The organism is Rufibacter latericius (assembly GCF_003721515.1).
Lineage (GTDB): Bacteria > Bacteroidota > Bacteroidia > Cytophagales > Hymenobacteraceae > Nibribacter > Nibribacter latericius.
Genome location: NZ_RJJD01000008.1, coordinates 104,243 through 119,851, shown reverse-complemented (window position 1 = coordinate 119,851; position 15,609 = coordinate 104,243). Strand labels below are relative to the sequence as shown.

Below are 15,609 nucleotides of genomic sequence, written 5' to 3'. Positions count from 1 at the left end.
TAGAACCCAGTTTATATTGAAATACATTTTAAATTTTATTCATAAACTTACTTCCCCCTCATGAAAAAATCAACATTTGCCCTGTTGTGCCTTGCGGTAGGTTTCGCCGCCACTTCCTGTGAAAACCAGATGGATGAGATGAACCTGACATCTGCCACCAAGTCACAGAATGTTAGTGCTTTATCTGATTCTACGCTGGAAATCCCCCAAAGCCTGGCGCTCACCGTTCCTGCCAATTATGCAGCCCCAGGTGAGAACCTTAGAAATCTCTTCACCTACGATGCCGTGGCCCCCAGTACCTGCGGTCCCACAGAGTTCGTGGCGGTGCAGAATAAGTATTTAGCCCCCCTCGGCAAAGATCTGATCTCCCTTTTCGGAACGGCGCAGGCTGCAAATTCAATCCTGAACCTGTACATGACCTTGAACCAGTACTCGGCTTACTTTGATACCTCTAAGCAGTATTTCGGCAAGAACGGCGAGTATACTGAGTTGATGGCCAAGCGGAAGAGAGACTTGGAGGCTTTCTGGGGCATGCCTAACCTGATTCAACTCAACGGACAGCACACCGCTACCCTGAACGACCGGGAGAAACTGGCAGATGTCTATGAGATCGTGGGCGCCAACGTACAGACTCGTGAGCAGGCCTATGCCGCCGCCGATCAGCTTCTCTACTTCAACACCTTCTCGCCTTATCTTCCAGAATCGCCTTTTTTCGCCCTTGATGGATTTGCGACTACCTACCGGAACCTGATCGTGATTGGCGATGGTATTGTAGAGATGCTCTCCGAGACCGGAGTGGAGCCAAACATCATTTGGACAGGCATTCTGGCGCATGAGTGGGCGCATCAGGTACAATTCAAAAACATGGCTGCCTGGTACCCTAATGGAGCCGCAGCAGATCAAGCAGAAGCAACCCGCTACACAGAACTGGAGGCAGACTTCATGGCGGCGTATTATATGACGCACAAACGCGGCGCTACCTACAACAGCAAGCGCGTAGAAGAATTCCTTACGCTGTTCTTCCAGATTGGGGATTGCGGATTCTCCAGCACAGGGCACCACGGCACTCCCGCACAGCGAATGGCTGCTGCCCGCTTGGGCTTCGAGTTGGCAGATCAAGCCCAAAAGCAGGGCCACATCTTAACCCAACAGCAGGTGCACGAGATCTTTGTTTCCAAAATCGGAACGGTTATCTAATTGAGGATTGAACCTGCTTAGAAAAGGCTCAGAAACAACCAGTGCCCTTGCTGCGTGTTTTCACCAGCAAGCGGATTGGCTCCGGAAGTTGACTTGTTGGTGATAACACTAACAGGGGTGCTGGGTTTCTTCTTTTATCATACTTCACTAAACCGGTTCAATTACTTCAGAAACAAAAAGAGGCTGCCTTTGAAAGGCAGCCTCTTTTTGTTTCTGAAGTAAAATGCATTTCAGCTTTCTAAAAAGGGAACGACTTCTTCTTTTTTGCCTCTTTCCGAACGGAGGATGCTGCGTAGCCGCCCTCAAACAATCGCCCGAAATTGATTTTAAGCTTCTCAGGGAATTCTTCTAAACAAAGACAATTGGTGTGCTCCAACGCTCGAAGCGTCAATTCGGCGCAGGCGTAAGAATCAGCGGCGGCGCGGTGGTGCTTAAATTGGATGCCGTGGCGATTACACAGCGATTTTAGGTCATATTGCGGCAACCCTTGCCACACCTGTTTGGAGAACTGCACGCTGCAGGCGTAGTTCAGTTCCGGGAAAGGCAGGCCATAGGTGTTTAACGTAGCCCGCAGTACGCTCATATCAAAGCTGGCATTGTGGGCTATTACCAGTTGATTCTGCAGCATCGGCTGTAGTTCCTGCCAGACTTGGTCAAAGGTAGGGCTGTTTTGAACATCCTTCGGTTTAATGCCATGGATGGCGATGTTCCAGCTGTTGAAGTAGGGGTAGGATTTTGGTTTGATAAGCCAGGCCAGGGTGTCTGCAATCTGCCCGTTTTTCACAAACGTCAAACCAATCTCACAGGGGCTGTCACGGTCAGAGGTGGCCGTCTCAAAATCTAGGGTAATAAAATCCATTCTCGTCCTGCACTTAGCGTTTCAGGTGCAAGTTACAACCATTTGGGGCAATGCCCTGCAAGCCTTGCAAGAAGTTGACCCGATAAGCTGTTTGAAGCGCCTTTAATCTGGAGGAGAAAGGCAGAGGTGAGATTAAAAAAAAGCCACTCTTTTTAGAGTGGCCTTATATGCTGGTGTTGAACCTTTATTTCAATCCAATTGGATTTAAAACTTTCTTAAAATCCAGATCAAGATAATCCGCAGCAAGCAAGGCCTCTTCCAAGGGTTTATGCCCTTTCTGTTGGATCGGGTATAAACATCCTTCTTCATCTAACAACGCAACGGGGCTAACTTCGGGCAGCACCTTTAGGGTGCTCTTTGCTAGTACCAAGGTTTCCTCTTCTAAAAAGGCGGGGGTACCATTTCGGGAGTAGATAGCGTAATACATGATGATACATTATTTAAGCCAAACATAATGGTAAGGTAACCTATTGAGTAGTAAGTTGTACGGTTTTGGTAACATTTTCAGTAAAAGACTCTTAAAATGCCGTAGAACTCGTAAGTAACTAGGACTAATCTTTGGGTAATTTGAATTAAAACAAAAAAGCCCTACCGCAACGCGATAGGGCTTTCTCAACTAAACCTATTATAAATTACTTAACTTCTTCGTAGTCTACGTCGGTCACGTTATCTGTACCGGCAGATTGAGTAGCACCACCTTGTCCGTCAGAACCTGGCTGTCCAGCTCCGCCGAATCCGGCGTCAGCACCTGGTTGTCCGGCTCCGCCAGTGGCTGCGTACATCTCCTGAGAGGCCGCCTGCCAGGCGTTGTTGATGCTTTCCATGGCACTGTCAATCGCGGCTAAGTCTTTAGACTCATGCGCTTTCTTCAGGTCAGCCAGGGCACCTTCAACCGCAGTTCTGTTTCCGGCAGACAGTTTGTCGCCGTACTCTTTCAGCTGCTTCTCGGTCTGGAAGATCATAGAGTCAGCCTGGTTTACTTTCTCAACCTGCTCTTTCGCTACGCGGTCAGACTCGGCGTTGGCCTCAGCCTCTTTCCGCATGCGCTCGATTTCCTGCTCAGACAGACCAGAAGAAGCCTCAATTCTGATTTTCTGCTCTTTACCAGTTCCTTTGTCTTTGGCAGACACGTGCAGGATACCGTTGGCGTCAATGTCGAAGGTTACCTCGATTTGAGGAACGCCGCGTGGTGCTGGTGGAATGTCTGACAAGTGGAAACGACCGATGGTGCGGTTGTCGCGGGCCATTGGGCGCTCACCTTGCAATACGTGGATCTCCACGCTTGGCTGGTTGTCAGATGCGGTTGAGAAGGTCTCAGACTTCTTGGTTGGGATAGTTGTGTTGGACTCAATCAGCTTGGTCATCACACCACCCATGGTCTCGATACCGAGTGAAAGCGGAGTCACGTCAAGCAACAGAACGTCTTTCACCTCACCGGTCAATACACCACCCTGGATAGCGGCTCCAATCGCTACTACCTCATCTGGGTTCACACCCTTAGATGGCTTCTTACCGAAGAATTTCTCTACTTCTTCCTGAATTCTTGGGATACGGGTAGAACCACCCACCAAGATTACTTCGTCAATGTCTGACGGCTGCAAGCCAGCGTCTTGTAACGCCTTGCGAACCGGTTCCATAGAACGACGTACCAGGTCATCGGCTAACTGCTCAAACTTGGCACGAGACAGTCTGCGCACTAAGTGCTTAGGACCAGTCTGAGTAGCGGTGATGTATGGCAAGTTAATTTCAGTCTCAGAAGAAGAGGAAAGCTCAATTTTAGCTTTCTCAGCCGCTTCTTTCAAGCGCTGTAATGCCATTGGGTCATTGCGTAAGTCCATGCCTTCTTCGGCTTTGAACTCATCGGCTAACCAGGCAATGATTACTTGGTCGAAGTCGTCACCACCAAGGTGGGTATCACCGTTGGTAGACAATACTTCAAATACGCCATCACCTAACTCCAGAACAGAGATATCGAAGGTACCACCACCTAAGTCGTATACCGCGATTTTCTGGTCAGCGTGTTTTTTATCTAAACCGTACGCCAACGCAGCGGCAGTAGGCTCGTTGATGATACGTTTTACATCCAAACCGGCAATCTGTCCGGCTTCTTTCGTAGCCTGACGTTGTGCGTCGTTGAAGTAAGCAGGAACTGTGATAACGGCCTCGGTTACGGTAGTACCCAGGTAGTCTTCAGCAGTTTGCTTCATTTTTTGCAAAACCATGGCAGAAATCTCCTGCGGCGTGAACTGGCGGTCGCCAATCTGTACGCGTACGGTGTTATTGCTGCCAGACTGCACGTTGTAAGAAACGTGGCTGGTTTCGTCTTTTACTTCTGAGAAGCCGCGACCCATAAAACGCTTGATGGACGCGATGGTATTTTGTGGGTTAGTGATAGCTTGACGCTTGGCAGGATCACCTACTTTACGCTCACCGTTCCCGTTGTCCAGGAATGCCACGATGGACGGAGTAGTCCGGCGGCCTTCGCTGTTCGGAATCACCACTGGTTCGTTACCCTCCATTACCGCAACGCAAGAGTTGGTAGTTCCTAAGTCAATGCCTATGATTTTTCCCATTGTCTATAGTTTTATTTTAGTAGTTCCTAGTTTAAACTTGATGTTCTCTCATTAACAAGAGATGTGCCAAGGCCATAATTCTGCCTTTTTGTGACACAATGTCATTTCAGCCGAAAGACAATAAAAAAGCTATACGATGTTTAGGCAGAAGGTGACAGCCGAAGCGGCGATTTTGGCTTGTTTTTAAGGAGAGGAAGGTTGGAGGAGGGAAATATTGGCTGTTTCAGGCCCGTTTTTTTATAAAGAGCAGAAATGTAGCGGCGTTATCCTTTATCGCCGTGGGGCGAGGCAGCGATACCAGCGCTTTCCAGTAGAACCAATCCTTGCAAAGCCGTCTGGCAATCTCCCGGGGGAGGGGAGAACAGCTATCTCAGAACAGAAATTACCTTTTCTTATATGGTCTTACAAAGGTATTCACCGGTTTGGCTAATCCTTTCAGTTGTTTTACTTCCTCACTGGTAAGCGCCCTGAACTCACCAGGCTGCAAAGAATCCAGTTTAAGGGTGCCAATCGCCACGCGCACCAGCCGCAACGTTGGGTGGCCAACCGCCGCCGTCATTTTGCGCACCTGACGGTTCATGCCCTGGCTTATTTTGATCTCCACCCACGTGGTAGGAATGTTGGCCCGGAACCGGATAGGCTTGGAGCGTTCCCACATATTTACTTCTTCCAGGAGCCTTGCCTTGGCGGGAGTGGTCTTTTTTCCTTGAATGAGAACGCCTCTTTCAAGATGGTCCAGCGCCTCATCGGTTGGAATGCCTTCTACCTGCACCCAATAGGTTTTCTCCACCTTGAACTTTGGGTCAGACAGGCGGTGCTGCAGTTGCTTGTCATCGGTGAGCAGTACCAGACCTTCGCTGTCATAGTCTAACCGGCCCACGGGGTACACATTAGGGATAGGCACAAAGTCCTTCAGGGTGCTTCGGCCGGTCTCATCGGTGAACTGGGTGAGAACTTCAAAGGGCTTGTTGAGGAGGAAATACTGCAAAGGACAAAAACGTAGGTGGAGGGTAAAATTACGGAAATGCTTTTGTTTTAGTGCTCCTTTCTCTAAAACGGCCTGAAAATGGATTTCCTCCCCTGATTCAACAGTGCTTGTTACCACAGGGAAGCAAAAAAATTCGGGGCCCAAAAAAGGTAGATTTGGGTGTTTCCATCCACTGTGGGCAGAATACGTATAGAGGGTGAACGTGAACCGTTTATGGGTTTCATCCGCCGATTTTTAGGCGCATAAGCCCGTAAACTCCTACTGCACCAAAACCGATAGCTATGAAAAAGAGCCTCATTCTTTGCGCCGCTTTGCCGCTGTTCTTCCTGGCGAGCTGTAATTCCGCTACCAAACCTAAGGAGGGAGATGTGGAGCCCACCGCCACCGAGGACCGGGACCCCAGTGTACGGGCCCAGGATTATGAAACCGGGGGTGCCGACAACCGCGCCGATACCATTCCGCCGGCGGTTGACTCTACCGGAACTGGGGGAAATCAATAGCTTCCAACAGAAAAGGCTGCCTAAAGTAGGCAGCCTTTTCTGTTAAGTCCGAAACTTGTTTTGAGGCTTCTTTTTACAAACTGCCGTAAAAACGGCGCAGGGCCCACTCAGCACAGGCCAAACCCAGAAGCAGGAAATAGAACCAAGGTTGTTCCAGAAGGTCTTTTTCCTCTTCGTAGCTGCGCAAAATGGTTTTGAAGTTGGCCTTCAGTAAGTCCTGCTCTAGTTGGGCCAGTTGGGCGGGATAATAGAGCCGCGTCTCAGAGCGGGCCGCCACCTGGCTCAGCAGGCTATGGTCGGCCACGGCCATGAGCGATTCCAGGTTTTGTTCCTGCACCATAAATTCGCCGGTATCGGAATGGGTTTGGTTTTCTACTCGGGTAGAGGCGGTGTAGCGGTAAACGCCTACGGGCAGGTTTCCCAGGCGCAGGCCTTCGCCGCCCTGTTCATGCCGGAAACGGTGTTGCGTTTGTTTGCCGCCTTCGTGGGTAAGGGTAAGCGAAATGGTCTGCCCAAAGATCTCTTCCTGCACCGCATTGAAGACATCGGCTTGCAGGGTGACGCCCTCCGAGGTTTCGAACTCGTCTTTGACCGGGTATACGTGCAGGCGCTTCTGGTTCCGGCGGTTGGCCAGCAGTTGCACCAGGTGCGTCATGAGCTCGTCATAGATCTGGGAAGTGCCATGGTCCGCAGATTCGGTGAGGCGCCACTGCCAGCTTCCGTCGGTGAGGAGTACTGCCGAGGGAGTAGGAGCCGCCGGTTTGTACACCAGCAAGGGTTTGGTGGTGCGTACGCTGCCCACCTGTTGTTGCAGAATGACTTCGGCCGCAGGCGCAATCCTCCAGTCCCCGAAAGTAACGGCCGTTGGAGGCCAGGCTTTGATGCGGCTTTGGGCAATAGGCTCGGTGGAAAATCGTTGGAAAGCGTTGTTCAGCAGGGGCTGCACCTCGTCAAACTGCGGCGAAGGCCGGTTTAACTGAACTCCCGCCTGTAAGGTGTTGAAGGCATTGAAATCGGTCTGGGCACCCAATATGTAGAACGAGGGAACCTTCGCGGACCTTAATCGGCGCAGCCAATCGGTGCCCACCCCGGCGGCGTTGGGGATCTGGTGCAGGATGGCGGCGTCATACGGCGTTTTGAACGTAGGATCCTGAAAAGGGCCCAAAACTACCTCCACGTCCAGCAAGGGATTGGTGCGTAGCGCGCTGCGCAGGGCTTTGATGTCGGGGTGCGGGGCGGCGGCGGCCACCAGTACTTTCAGTTTCCCTTTGATGATTTCCAGGTAAGCGTGCCGACGGTTGTTGAGGTTGGTGAACTCGCCGGTGATGGGCTGCACCAGGACCTGGTAATGTTTCTTGCCGGCCTGGGCGGCGGTTACCTGAAAAGAGGTTTCAATGGCGCCGCTGCGCGGCAGGTTGATGGATTTCCGCTGGATGGTTTTGCCGTTTTCCTGAAGCAGCACCGTGGCGGCCGTTCCTCCGAAACCGGTATGCCGAACTCGGGCCACCACCGGAAATGAGGTGCCCGTGTAGTTGATTTTGTTGTATTGCACTTCCTCCAGTACTACATCGCGCTTGGCTACGGTATCGCCCAACGCCAAAGGGTAGATTGGGGCGCCGTATAGTTGGAAGGTTGGGGTAGGGCCTTGGTTATGGATTCCGTCTGTGATAAGCACCGTAGCGGCCAGGTTCTGGGTACGGTAGGCGCGTTCCCCTTTTTCTACCAGGGCATGCAGGTTGGTGATAGGGGCTTTGAACGGAGCTTGCGCAAAAGCAGTAACCGCGGTGTCTCCCTCCTGAAAGGTTTGTTTTACTACTTCCAGTCCGTTGTCCTGCAACCGTTGGGCAAGCGCATCCAGTCCCTGCAAGGTGCGGTTCAAATCGTCCTTTCCGGTGAACAGCCCCACCGATTGGGAGTTGTCCAGGGCCAGTACTACTTTAGGTTTCACTTCCTCCTGCCGGATGCGGCGGGTGTAGGGCTCCAGCAGCAGAAAGCACACCAAGGCTACCAGTAGTGCCCGCAAAGAGGCTAACAGCCAACGCAGACCCGTGGGCCAGGGGCCGCCCCGGCGGTACATAAACCAGGATACACCTATTCCTACTGCCAGGCAAAGCAATGCATACCAAGGGGAATAAGCCGTGTGGAGTTGGAGTGATTGCACAAACGGTGAGTTAGGTCACAGGATCAAAGGGCAAGATAAAAGAACTCCGGCATATTTAAGGTGAATCGCTTAAAGTCAGGCTCTTTATTTCTTTTAACTGACTGCTTACCCATGTTATTGCCTTTCTAGGGTTTTAGGCATGTTTTCGGAAAAGGACCGCTAAAAGGAATGGCCCCGACAATAAAAAAACAAAGCCGATGTCAGTCTTCACCAACATCGGCTTAATATCATAGGTGATTCCTGATTCTTAATGAAAGTTAGGTAAGCATTCCGCCGTCTACCTGCAGGGTTTGGCCGGTTACGTAAGCAGATAAATCAGAAGCCAGGAATACAGCGGCATTGGCCACATCGTCTGGGGAACCTCCGCGTTTCAGCGGAATGGCTTTGCGCCACTCGGCTACCACGGCGGCATCCAGCTCATCGGTCATATCGGTTTCAATGAAGCCCGGCGCGATGGCGTTGCTGCGGATGTTTCTAGAGCCTAACTCCAAGGCCACTGATTTCGTGAACCCGATGATGCCGGCTTTAGAAGCGGCGTAGTTGGCCTGTCCGGCGTTGCCTTTAATGCCTACCACAGAAGTCATGTTAATGATAGAGCCGCTCTTGGCCCGCATCATGTGCTTGGTGGCGGCTTTGGTCAGGTTGAAAACCGATTTAAGGTTGGTGTTGATTACGGCATCCCATTGGTCTTCGCTCATGCGCATCAGCAAACCGTCTTTGGTGATACCGGCGTTGTTCACCAGCACATCCAGTTTGCCGAAGTCTTTTACCACAGATTCCACCAATTGCTCAGCCTGGGTAAAATCAGAGGCATCTGAACGGTAACCTTTGGCCTGGATGCCGTACTCGGCTAATTCCTGCTCCAGGGCCTGTCCTTTCTCCACGCTGGAGAGATAGGTGAAGGCCACATTGGCACCCATTTCGGCATATTTCTTCGCGATGGCCCGGCCAATGCCTTTGGAGGCCCCGGTTACTAAGGCAATTTTTCCTTCCAGTAATTTCATAAAGCTTCTTTAAAGGGCCACCACCTGTTTGGAGATGCTCCCCGGTTCTCGGAGCCAAATATACTAATTGCGGGCGGGAGCCAAAGAAACACCCCAAGCTTTTCACAGAGAAGATCCGTTTACAGCCTCTTTTCAGGAAAGCTGCCTCTAAACGCAATTAGATTTCTGCGGCTATTAAAAGAATAGGAAAAATTGGGTGATATAAAGGAAAGTTTCCCTTGAAGGGCGAGAGAATGCGGGTATAGCTAAATATTCGTCTGAAACTTACTTACAGAAGCGGTTAAGGAGGTTGCTGGCTTCGGGGGAACCCAGTTCAAAGGCTCTTTGCCAGTCCTGGCAGGCACCCTTGCGGTTCTTGAGGGTATGTTTCAGCACGCCGCGGTTGTAGAAGGCTTGCACCATGTTAGGGTCTAGGGAAATGGCGCGGTCATAGTCTTCCATGGCCGGGGTGTACTGCTTCTGGCGCATGCGTAGGTTCGCTCGGTTCAGGTATGCCACGGCATAGTCTTCCTGCAAAGTAATGGCTTGGGTGAAATCCTGTACCGCTCCTTTTATGTCTTTAAGGCGCGCGCGGGTGAGGCCCCGGTTGTTGTAAGCCTTGGCGTAGTTGGGTTGGTGCGTGATGGCCTGGTTGTAGTCCTCGATGGCTTGTTTGTACTGGCCCCGGTTCTGCTTGATATCGCCCCGGAATTTAAAGGACTCGGCATCGTTGGGCACCAAAAGGATAGCCTGGCTGAAATCTGCGAAAGCGCCGTCAAAATCGTCCATCTCGTATTTGGCTACCCCACGCAGGCGGTACAGGCTGCCGTCATCGGGTTTCTTGGCGATGGCGGCATCGTACTCCCGCACGGCTCCTATGTAATCGTCTTTGCTGGCCCGCTCCAGCCCTTCGCGGTAATGGGTCTTGGCGGTTTTACAGCCTCCGGCCGCCAACAGCAGCAACAGGGAAAAAAGGGGAATACGGGCGAAAAGTCGGGGTTGGAAAAGCAGTTGCATAAATAGGTTCTAACTTCTGCTACATACTGATTTTAATAAATATAGTTTTAGCCAAATATTTTACGCTTTTGTTCGTTTTGCATCCGAATTTTGGTAGAAGCCTGAAAAACAAACCGAAAGTCAACGCAAAGCTCCCCAAAAGAAAATTTCAGACCCAGATTTCTCCGCTTTCGCCTTTCTTCTTCGTTTTCCTTTATATGCTGTAGATATGGACCAACCCAACGTAAAGAACATCAAAACCGAGCTCCTTTCAGACAATTGGTACACCCTGAACAAGGTTACCTTTGATTACCGGAAACCCGACGGCGCCTGGGAAACCCAAAGCCGCGAAGCCTATGACCGGGGCAACGGAGCCACCATTCTGCTCTATAACGCCTCTACCAACTCCGTCATTTTAACCCGGCAGTTCAGGATGCCCACGTACCTCAACGACAACGCAGACGGCATGCTGCTGGAGACCTGCGCCGGCCTGCTGGACCAGGATGACCCCACTGAGTGCATCAAGCGCGAGACCGAAGAAGAGACCGGCTACCGGGTTTCTGACGTTAGAAAAGTAATGGAGGCCTACATGTCGCCGGGATCGGTGACCGAGAAACTCTTCTTCTTTGTGGCCGAATACAGCAAAGACATGAAGGTCACGGAGGGCGGCGGCCATGCCGAGGAACAGGAAAACATTGAGGTGCTGGAGCTCCCGTTTCAGGAGGCGCTCCGGCTGATGGAAACCGGCGAGATCAAAGATGCCAAGACCATTATGCTACTGCAGTACGCCCAGATACACCGCCTGCTGGTCTTTTAGACTTGTTTTGCCAAAAAGAGCCCCTAAACGGGAGCGTTGTTGATTTAGGGAATTTCTTCCTACCTTGATTTGACTTACCCTTCTTGAACGCTATGAAACAGATCAAATCTCTATTTCTGCTGGGAATATGCTTCCTGGCTACTTTCTCCATGTTCCACTGCTCGGCCCAGAATACCCCCACTGGAACAGGCAAAAAAGGAAGTGCCGCCCGGCAAACCGTGGTCTACCTGGTGCGCCACGCCGAAAAAGCCGCTAACAACGGCACCATGACCGATGACCCGGATTTATCTGAGGCAGGCCGCGCCCGCGCCGAGGTGTTACGCACCCAACTAGCCTCTGTTCCAGTGGCCGGGTTCTTCGCCACCCAATACAAACGTACCCAGCAGACCCTGCAGCCGCTCGCAACCGCCAAAAAAGCCACCGTACAGTCCTACGATGCCAAAGACCCGGCCGGACTGGTGCAGAAAATAAAGCAGGATTTCGCCGGTAAAACCGTGGTGGTGGCGGGCCACTCCAATACCGTCCTTCCCTTGATTGAAGCCCTGGGAGGCATAAAGCCCTTCGCCGAGATCACCGACAGCCAATATGACTTCCTGTTCAAAGTGACCCTGAACGAAGGAAAAGAACCAACGGTGGAAGTCCAGAAATACGGCGCCCCGTCATCGGCTTCCACTAACTAGAGTTTAGCCAAAAGTGTATAGAACAAATAACCCGCGTTTAGAGGCCGCTTTCCCGAAAGGAGCCTCTAAACGCGGGTTTGTTTTGCGCACTGTTTATTGGAGAAAGAGATAATTGGTGTCGGAAAGCTCAGTTACCCCATAGTTTGGGAAAAGCCGATGCCTTGTTTGTAGCAATTCCGGTTTTATGCTTTTGATACGCTAGGTTTCCTTTCTACTGATCAAACTTTTTTGTTTTCCAGCACCGAGGCGGATGGATCGTTTTAGGGCAGGTTTTGGGAAAATCAACTTAAAACGAAGCTCCTTTCCTAGCTCACAACTGGAGTTGCAACGGACTTGGAACGCATAAACACCAGATGCAGCACCAGGGCCAAGCTGGAGAAAAGCAACCCGACGGCGACCACCCCGTTCCATTTCCACAGGTGCCAGGCCTGGCTGGCGATGAACGTGCCAGAAGCCCCGCCTATAAAATAAGTAACCATGTAAACCGTATTGAGGCGGTTACGGGCCTCGGGCAGGATAGAGAAAATAAACGTCTGGTTGGAGATGTGCGTAGCCTGAATGCCTAAGTCCAACAGGATGACCCCAATGACCAAGCCTACGATGCTGCTTCCGGAGAACCCAAACACCACGTACGACACCACAATAAGCGCAATGCTCACGGTGGTGACGGTAAAGGGATCCCCTTTGTCGGTGAGGCGGCCCATGAAGGAGGCACCCAGCGCCCCGGCGGCTCCAACCAATCCGAACAGACCGGCGGCATCGCTGCCCAGGTTAAAGGGCGGTTCTTCCAGCAGAAACACCAGCGTAGTCCAGAACGCCCCAAAGGTGGCGTAGCACAAAGCCCCGCGCAACGAAACCCATCGCAACATAGGCTGCTCTTTGATCAGGTGCACCAGTGATTTCATCAGGTTCTTATAATTGCCCTTGAAATGCGGATGCACCTCTGGTAAAAGAAAATAGAGGGCGGCCCACAACATCAACATCATTCCGGCGGCAATGAAGAACATGGCCCGCCAGCCCAGATGGGCACCTACAAAGCCGCTCACGGTTCTGGAAAGCAGGATGCCAATCAAAAGACCGCTCATCACAAAGCCCACCGTTCGGCCGCGGGTCTCGGGTTTTGCCAGGTGAGCCGCCATGGGAATCAGCAGCTGAGGCACCACCGAGGTGGCCCCGATCAGGAAACTAGCCACCATCAACGACTCTATGTTCACCGCGAAGCCCGCCAGAAGCAAGGCCATGATAATGGCCGCGAAATCTACCATGATCAGGCGCTTGCGGCGCAGCATGTCGCCCAGCGGAATAATAAAGAGCATGCCCACCGCATACCCGATCTGTGTGAGCATGGCCAGGCTTCCGGCTTTGGCCTCTGATACCTGGAACGTGGCGGCAATACGCCCCAGCAGTGGCTGGTTGTAGTAAAGGTTGGCCACCACCATACCTGTAGCGATGGTCATAACCCAAAGGTGCAGTTTGGTAAACGCGGGGTGAGTGGGGGAAGAATGGGGAGTAGTAGTCATGATAAAAGGAAGGCCGTTCACAGGAAAATTTTGACAGATGGTTTCTGGGGCGGCCAATTAAAGTGCGAGTATACGGCTGTTCTATATGTTTGTCTAGGGCAAGGCCAATACTTTCGCTTTCCTCCAGGGAATCAAGAATGGGAGGAGATATCTGTTTTAGAAACCTTTTCCCAATACCGCTCCATAATCTGCCTGATTAGTTGCATGCGTATTTTCAACCTGGGGTTCTGCAACAGCGGGAGAAAGTGGTCATGGGTGGCATAGAAGCCTTGGTAAAATACCCAGAAACCCAAGGCCAGGTAGGGCATGGCAGCCAGTTCTTCCTCAGAAAGGTGGCGTACCTCGCGGTAAGCAGACAGGAAGGTAGCAAAGGCCTGGTCAGCGGTTTCCTGCGTCATTTTACCATGGTGCACGTCAAGGCACAAGTGTTGCCAAAAGACCATAACATCGTTCACCAGATACCCTCGGGCCAGAAAATCGAAGTCAAAGAGGGTGAGTTTCTCATCGCCGTCAATGTGGAAGTTCTTCGGGAAGATATCATAGTGGCAATAGCCAAAGGAGAAGGAACTGGTGTTGAATTGCTCCAGGTGCTGCTGGGCTTTCTGAGCCGCTTCTTGTAGCCATAGATAGTCTTCCTGGTTTTCAGAAAAGAAGTCCTTTATGGCTTGGATAGGCTTGGAAAGCGTGGTTTCAGCATCCAGGATCCACCGGGCGTTACTCAGGGGAATGGAGGCAGAAACGTTATGAAACCTGGCCATCTCTCTACCCAGGAGCTGTAATTGTTTCTCATTCAGGAGGGACACCCTGCGGCCCGGCGCAAAGGTGAACAACACGGCACACCGGTTTCCCTCGGCAGCGGGTAAGGTTTGGATCACGTGACCGGCGGCATCTGAAATTGGGTAGGAGACGGAAACATCGGCTTGCTTTAAGGCGAGGAGCAAATCGGTTTCAGCTTGGACCTGGGCGTAGTTTCTATGCGAGGCGCGGTACACCCGCAGGATATAACGGGCATCGGGCGAGGTGATCAGATAGGTATCGTTCACGCCTCTGGTCAGGAGCTTGCCTTGTACAGTGCCCAGGTGGTACTGCTCTGAGACAAAGGAGGCAAGCGCGTCTGCACGTAAGGTTGAATAGGCGGTGGGGAATACTGGAGCCATGGCAGGGTAATATTAGAAATTAATACCAGGATTTTCCCATGATGTTTTCTGATTAAGTTAAAATTGATTTCTACAGTAAATAGAAGTTCAACCCTTTGCCTTTGCACTCGTTTCAAAATGAGTGTTACGTTCCAACCATGTAGAAACTATGAACCACGAAGAAGAAAACAAGCAGCAAGACCCTACCAAAAAATTTGATGCGCCCCCTTTCTCAGAGTCCACGCAAAGTGAGCCGGGCGAAGAGTCAGAAATGAAAATCAAACCCGACCACGGCGAGGAAAGCTACAAAGGGTCTGGGAAACTGGCCGGGAGAAAAGCCATCATCACAGGCGGAGACTCAGGAATTGGGAAAGCGGTAGCCATCGCGTTCGCCCGCGAAGGGGCCGATGTGCTGATCTCGTACCTCAACGAGGAAGAAGACGCCCAGGACACCGCCAAATGGATTGAACAGGAAGGCCGCAAAGCAGTCTTGGTACCCGGCGACATCAGCGACGAAGCCCACTGTAAAACCATTGTACAACGTGCGGTAGACGAGTTCGGGCAGATTGACATTCTGGTGAACAACGCCGCCTTTCAGATGGCCCGTGAAAGTTTGCAGGATATTCCCAGCGAGGAATTTGACAAGACGTTCAGGACCAACGTGTACGCCATGTTCTACCTGTGCAAAGCCGCGGAGCCGCACATGAAACCCGGCAGCACCATCATCAACACGACATCGGTGAACGCCTACAAGCCATCGCCCATGCTGCTGGCTTACGCCGCCACCAAAGGGGCCATTCAGAACTTTACTGCCAACCTGGGCCAGATCCTCGCCGAGAAAGGCATTCGGGTGAACTGCGTAGCCCCAGGCCCCATCTGGACGCCGCTCATTCCGGCCACTATGCCCGAGGAACAGGTGAAAACCTTCGGGAAAGACACGCCCCTGAAACGACCTGGCCAGCCGGTGGAGTTGTCAGCCATTTATGTGTTGCTTGCTTCGGAGGGCTCCAGCTACATGACCGGTTCTACGGTACAAGTGACCGGCGGTACCCCTACGATTTAGACCTTATTTAGGGAAAATACATAAAAAACGCTCCTTCCGGTTTAGCCTGAAGGAGCGTTTTAGTTTTGGGCAAGTTTTAGGGAAACGGCCTGAAAGTCTTCTTCTTACCCTCCTTTGTCATCTTGAAAGGATTTTG

14 protein-coding genes are annotated in these 15,609 nt (G+C 51.7%); 5 read left to right on the top strand and 9 right to left on the bottom strand.

All coding sequences use genetic code 11. From position 1 onward, the window contains the following. The first annotated feature begins 60 nt into the window (after positions 1-60). Positions 61-1,197: a neutral zinc metallopeptidase gene (locus tag EFB08_RS12495; protein ID WP_123127301.1), complete on the top strand. Its 1,137-nt coding sequence runs from the start codon at positions 61-63 to the stop codon at positions 1,195-1,197. 238 nt (positions 1,198-1,435) lie between these two features. On the opposite strand, the gene EFB08_RS12490 is transcribed toward EFB08_RS12495, so the two are convergent. From EFB08_RS12490 to EFB08_RS12475, 4 genes are all read right to left on the bottom strand, one after another. Further along, positions 1,436-2,056, bottom strand: coding sequence for a 3'-5' exonuclease (locus EFB08_RS12490; RefSeq protein WP_123127300.1), 621 nt, complete (start codon positions 2,054-2,056; stop codon positions 1,436-1,438). Positions 2,057-2,240: 184 nt separating this feature from the next. Then, a complete protein-coding gene (locus EFB08_RS12485) occupies positions 2,241-2,483 on the bottom strand; it encodes a hypothetical protein (protein WP_123127299.1) in 243 nt (80 codons plus the stop codon). 205 nt (positions 2,484-2,688) lie between these two features. Further along, on the bottom strand, positions 2,689-4,629 hold the full coding sequence (dnaK, locus tag EFB08_RS12480; RefSeq protein ID WP_123127298.1) for a molecular chaperone DnaK: 1,941 nt from the start codon (positions 4,627-4,629) through the stop codon (positions 2,689-2,691). 382 nt (positions 4,630-5,011) lie between these two features. Beyond that, complete coding sequence (locus EFB08_RS12475; protein WP_123127934.1) at positions 5,012-5,617, bottom strand: pseudouridine synthase; 606 nt, start codon at positions 5,615-5,617, stop codon at positions 5,012-5,014. A 281-nt stretch (positions 5,618-5,898) separates the two neighbouring features. Between EFB08_RS12475 and EFB08_RS12470 the strand changes: the two genes are divergently transcribed. Further along, the gene (locus EFB08_RS12470) at positions 5,899-6,117 is read left to right on the top strand and encodes a YajG family lipoprotein (RefSeq protein ID WP_123127297.1); all 219 of its coding nucleotides are present in this window, start codon (positions 5,899-5,901) and stop codon (positions 6,115-6,117) included. 73 nt (positions 6,118-6,190) lie between these two features. Here EFB08_RS12470 and EFB08_RS12465 read toward each other — a convergent pair whose 3' ends face one another. From EFB08_RS12465 to EFB08_RS12455, 3 genes are all read right to left on the bottom strand, one after another. Further along, the gene (locus tag EFB08_RS12465; RefSeq protein ID WP_125077733.1) at positions 6,191-8,278 is read right to left on the bottom strand and encodes a vWA domain-containing protein; all 2,088 of its coding nucleotides are present in this window, start codon (positions 8,276-8,278) and stop codon (positions 6,191-6,193) included. Positions 8,279-8,535: 257 nt separating this feature from the next. Continuing rightward, positions 8,536-9,282, bottom strand: a complete 747-nt coding sequence (fabG, locus tag EFB08_RS12460) for a 3-oxoacyl-[acyl-carrier-protein] reductase (RefSeq protein WP_123127295.1) — start codon at positions 9,280-9,282, stop codon at positions 8,536-8,538. Positions 9,283-9,546: 264 nt separating this feature from the next. Next, a complete protein-coding gene (locus EFB08_RS12455) occupies positions 9,547-10,278 on the bottom strand; it encodes a tetratricopeptide repeat protein (RefSeq protein ID WP_123127294.1) in 732 nt (243 codons plus the stop codon). Between the two features lie 208 nt (positions 10,279-10,486). Here EFB08_RS12455 and nudK point away from each other — a divergent pair, with 208 nt between their 5' ends. Next, positions 10,487-11,074 (top strand): GDP-mannose pyrophosphatase NudK, encoded by a 588-nt coding sequence (gene nudK / locus EFB08_RS12450; protein ID WP_123127293.1) that lies wholly within the window; start codon positions 10,487-10,489, stop codon positions 11,072-11,074. Between the two features lie 92 nt (positions 11,075-11,166). Next, positions 11,167-11,754 carry a histidine phosphatase family protein gene (locus EFB08_RS12445; RefSeq protein ID WP_123127292.1) on the top strand — a complete coding sequence of 196 codons (588 nt, stop codon included), beginning with the start codon at positions 11,167-11,169 and terminating at the stop codon, positions 11,752-11,754. Positions 11,755-12,059: 305 nt separating this feature from the next. Here the strand turns inward: EFB08_RS12445 and EFB08_RS12440 are convergent, their stop codons facing one another. Both EFB08_RS12440 and EFB08_RS12435 read right to left on the bottom strand, forming a co-directional pair. Then, positions 12,060-13,274, bottom strand: coding sequence for an MFS transporter (locus EFB08_RS12440; protein ID WP_227006325.1), 1,215 nt, complete (start codon positions 13,272-13,274; stop codon positions 12,060-12,062). A gap of 131 nt (positions 13,275-13,405) precedes the next feature. Then, a complete protein-coding gene (locus tag EFB08_RS12435; RefSeq protein WP_123127291.1) occupies positions 13,406-14,431 on the bottom strand; it encodes a phosphotransferase enzyme family protein in 1,026 nt (341 codons plus the stop codon). A 148-nt stretch (positions 14,432-14,579) separates the two neighbouring features. On the opposite strand from EFB08_RS12435, the gene EFB08_RS12430 reads away from it, so the two are divergent. Beyond that, positions 14,580-15,473 carry an SDR family oxidoreductase gene (locus EFB08_RS12430; RefSeq protein ID WP_123127290.1) on the top strand — a complete coding sequence of 298 codons (894 nt, stop codon included), beginning with the start codon at positions 14,580-14,582 and terminating at the stop codon, positions 15,471-15,473. Positions 15,474-15,609 lie beyond the last annotated feature (136 nt).

What these genes read in the sequence shown, in the direction of transcription:
- EFB08_RS12495 (WP_123127301.1), top strand. Translation starts at nt 61, where the DNA reads ATGAAAAAATCAACATTTGCCCTGTTGTGCCTTGCGGTAGGTTTCGCC.
- EFB08_RS12490 (WP_123127300.1), bottom strand. Translation starts at nt 2,056, where the DNA reads ATGGATTTTATTACCCTAGATTTTGAGACGGCCACCTCTGACCGTGAC.
- EFB08_RS12485 (WP_123127299.1), bottom strand. Translation starts at nt 2,483, where the DNA reads ATGTATTACGCTATCTACTCCCGAAATGGTACCCCCGCCTTTTTAGAA.
- dnaK (WP_123127298.1), bottom strand. Translation starts at nt 4,629, where the DNA reads ATGGGAAAAATCATAGGCATTGACTTAGGAACTACCAACTCTTGCGTT.
- EFB08_RS12470 (WP_123127297.1), top strand. Translation starts at nt 5,899, where the DNA reads ATGAAAAAGAGCCTCATTCTTTGCGCCGCTTTGCCGCTGTTCTTCCTG.
- fabG (WP_123127295.1), bottom strand. Translation starts at nt 9,282, where the DNA reads ATGAAATTACTGGAAGGAAAAATTGCCTTAGTAACCGGGGCCTCCAAA.
- EFB08_RS12455 (WP_123127294.1), bottom strand. Translation starts at nt 10,278, where the DNA reads ATGCAACTGCTTTTCCAACCCCGACTTTTCGCCCGTATTCCCCTTTTT.
- nudK (WP_123127293.1), top strand. Translation starts at nt 10,487, where the DNA reads ATGGACCAACCCAACGTAAAGAACATCAAAACCGAGCTCCTTTCAGAC.
- EFB08_RS12445 (WP_123127292.1), top strand. Translation starts at nt 11,167, where the DNA reads ATGAAACAGATCAAATCTCTATTTCTGCTGGGAATATGCTTCCTGGCT.
- EFB08_RS12440 (WP_227006325.1), bottom strand. Translation starts at nt 13,274, where the DNA reads ATGACTACTACTCCCCATTCTTCCCCCACTCACCCCGCGTTTACCAAA.
- EFB08_RS12435 (WP_123127291.1), bottom strand. Translation starts at nt 14,431, where the DNA reads ATGGCTCCAGTATTCCCCACCGCCTATTCAACCTTACGTGCAGACGCG.
- EFB08_RS12430 (WP_123127290.1), top strand. Translation starts at nt 14,580, where the DNA reads ATGAACCACGAAGAAGAAAACAAGCAGCAAGACCCTACCAAAAAATTT.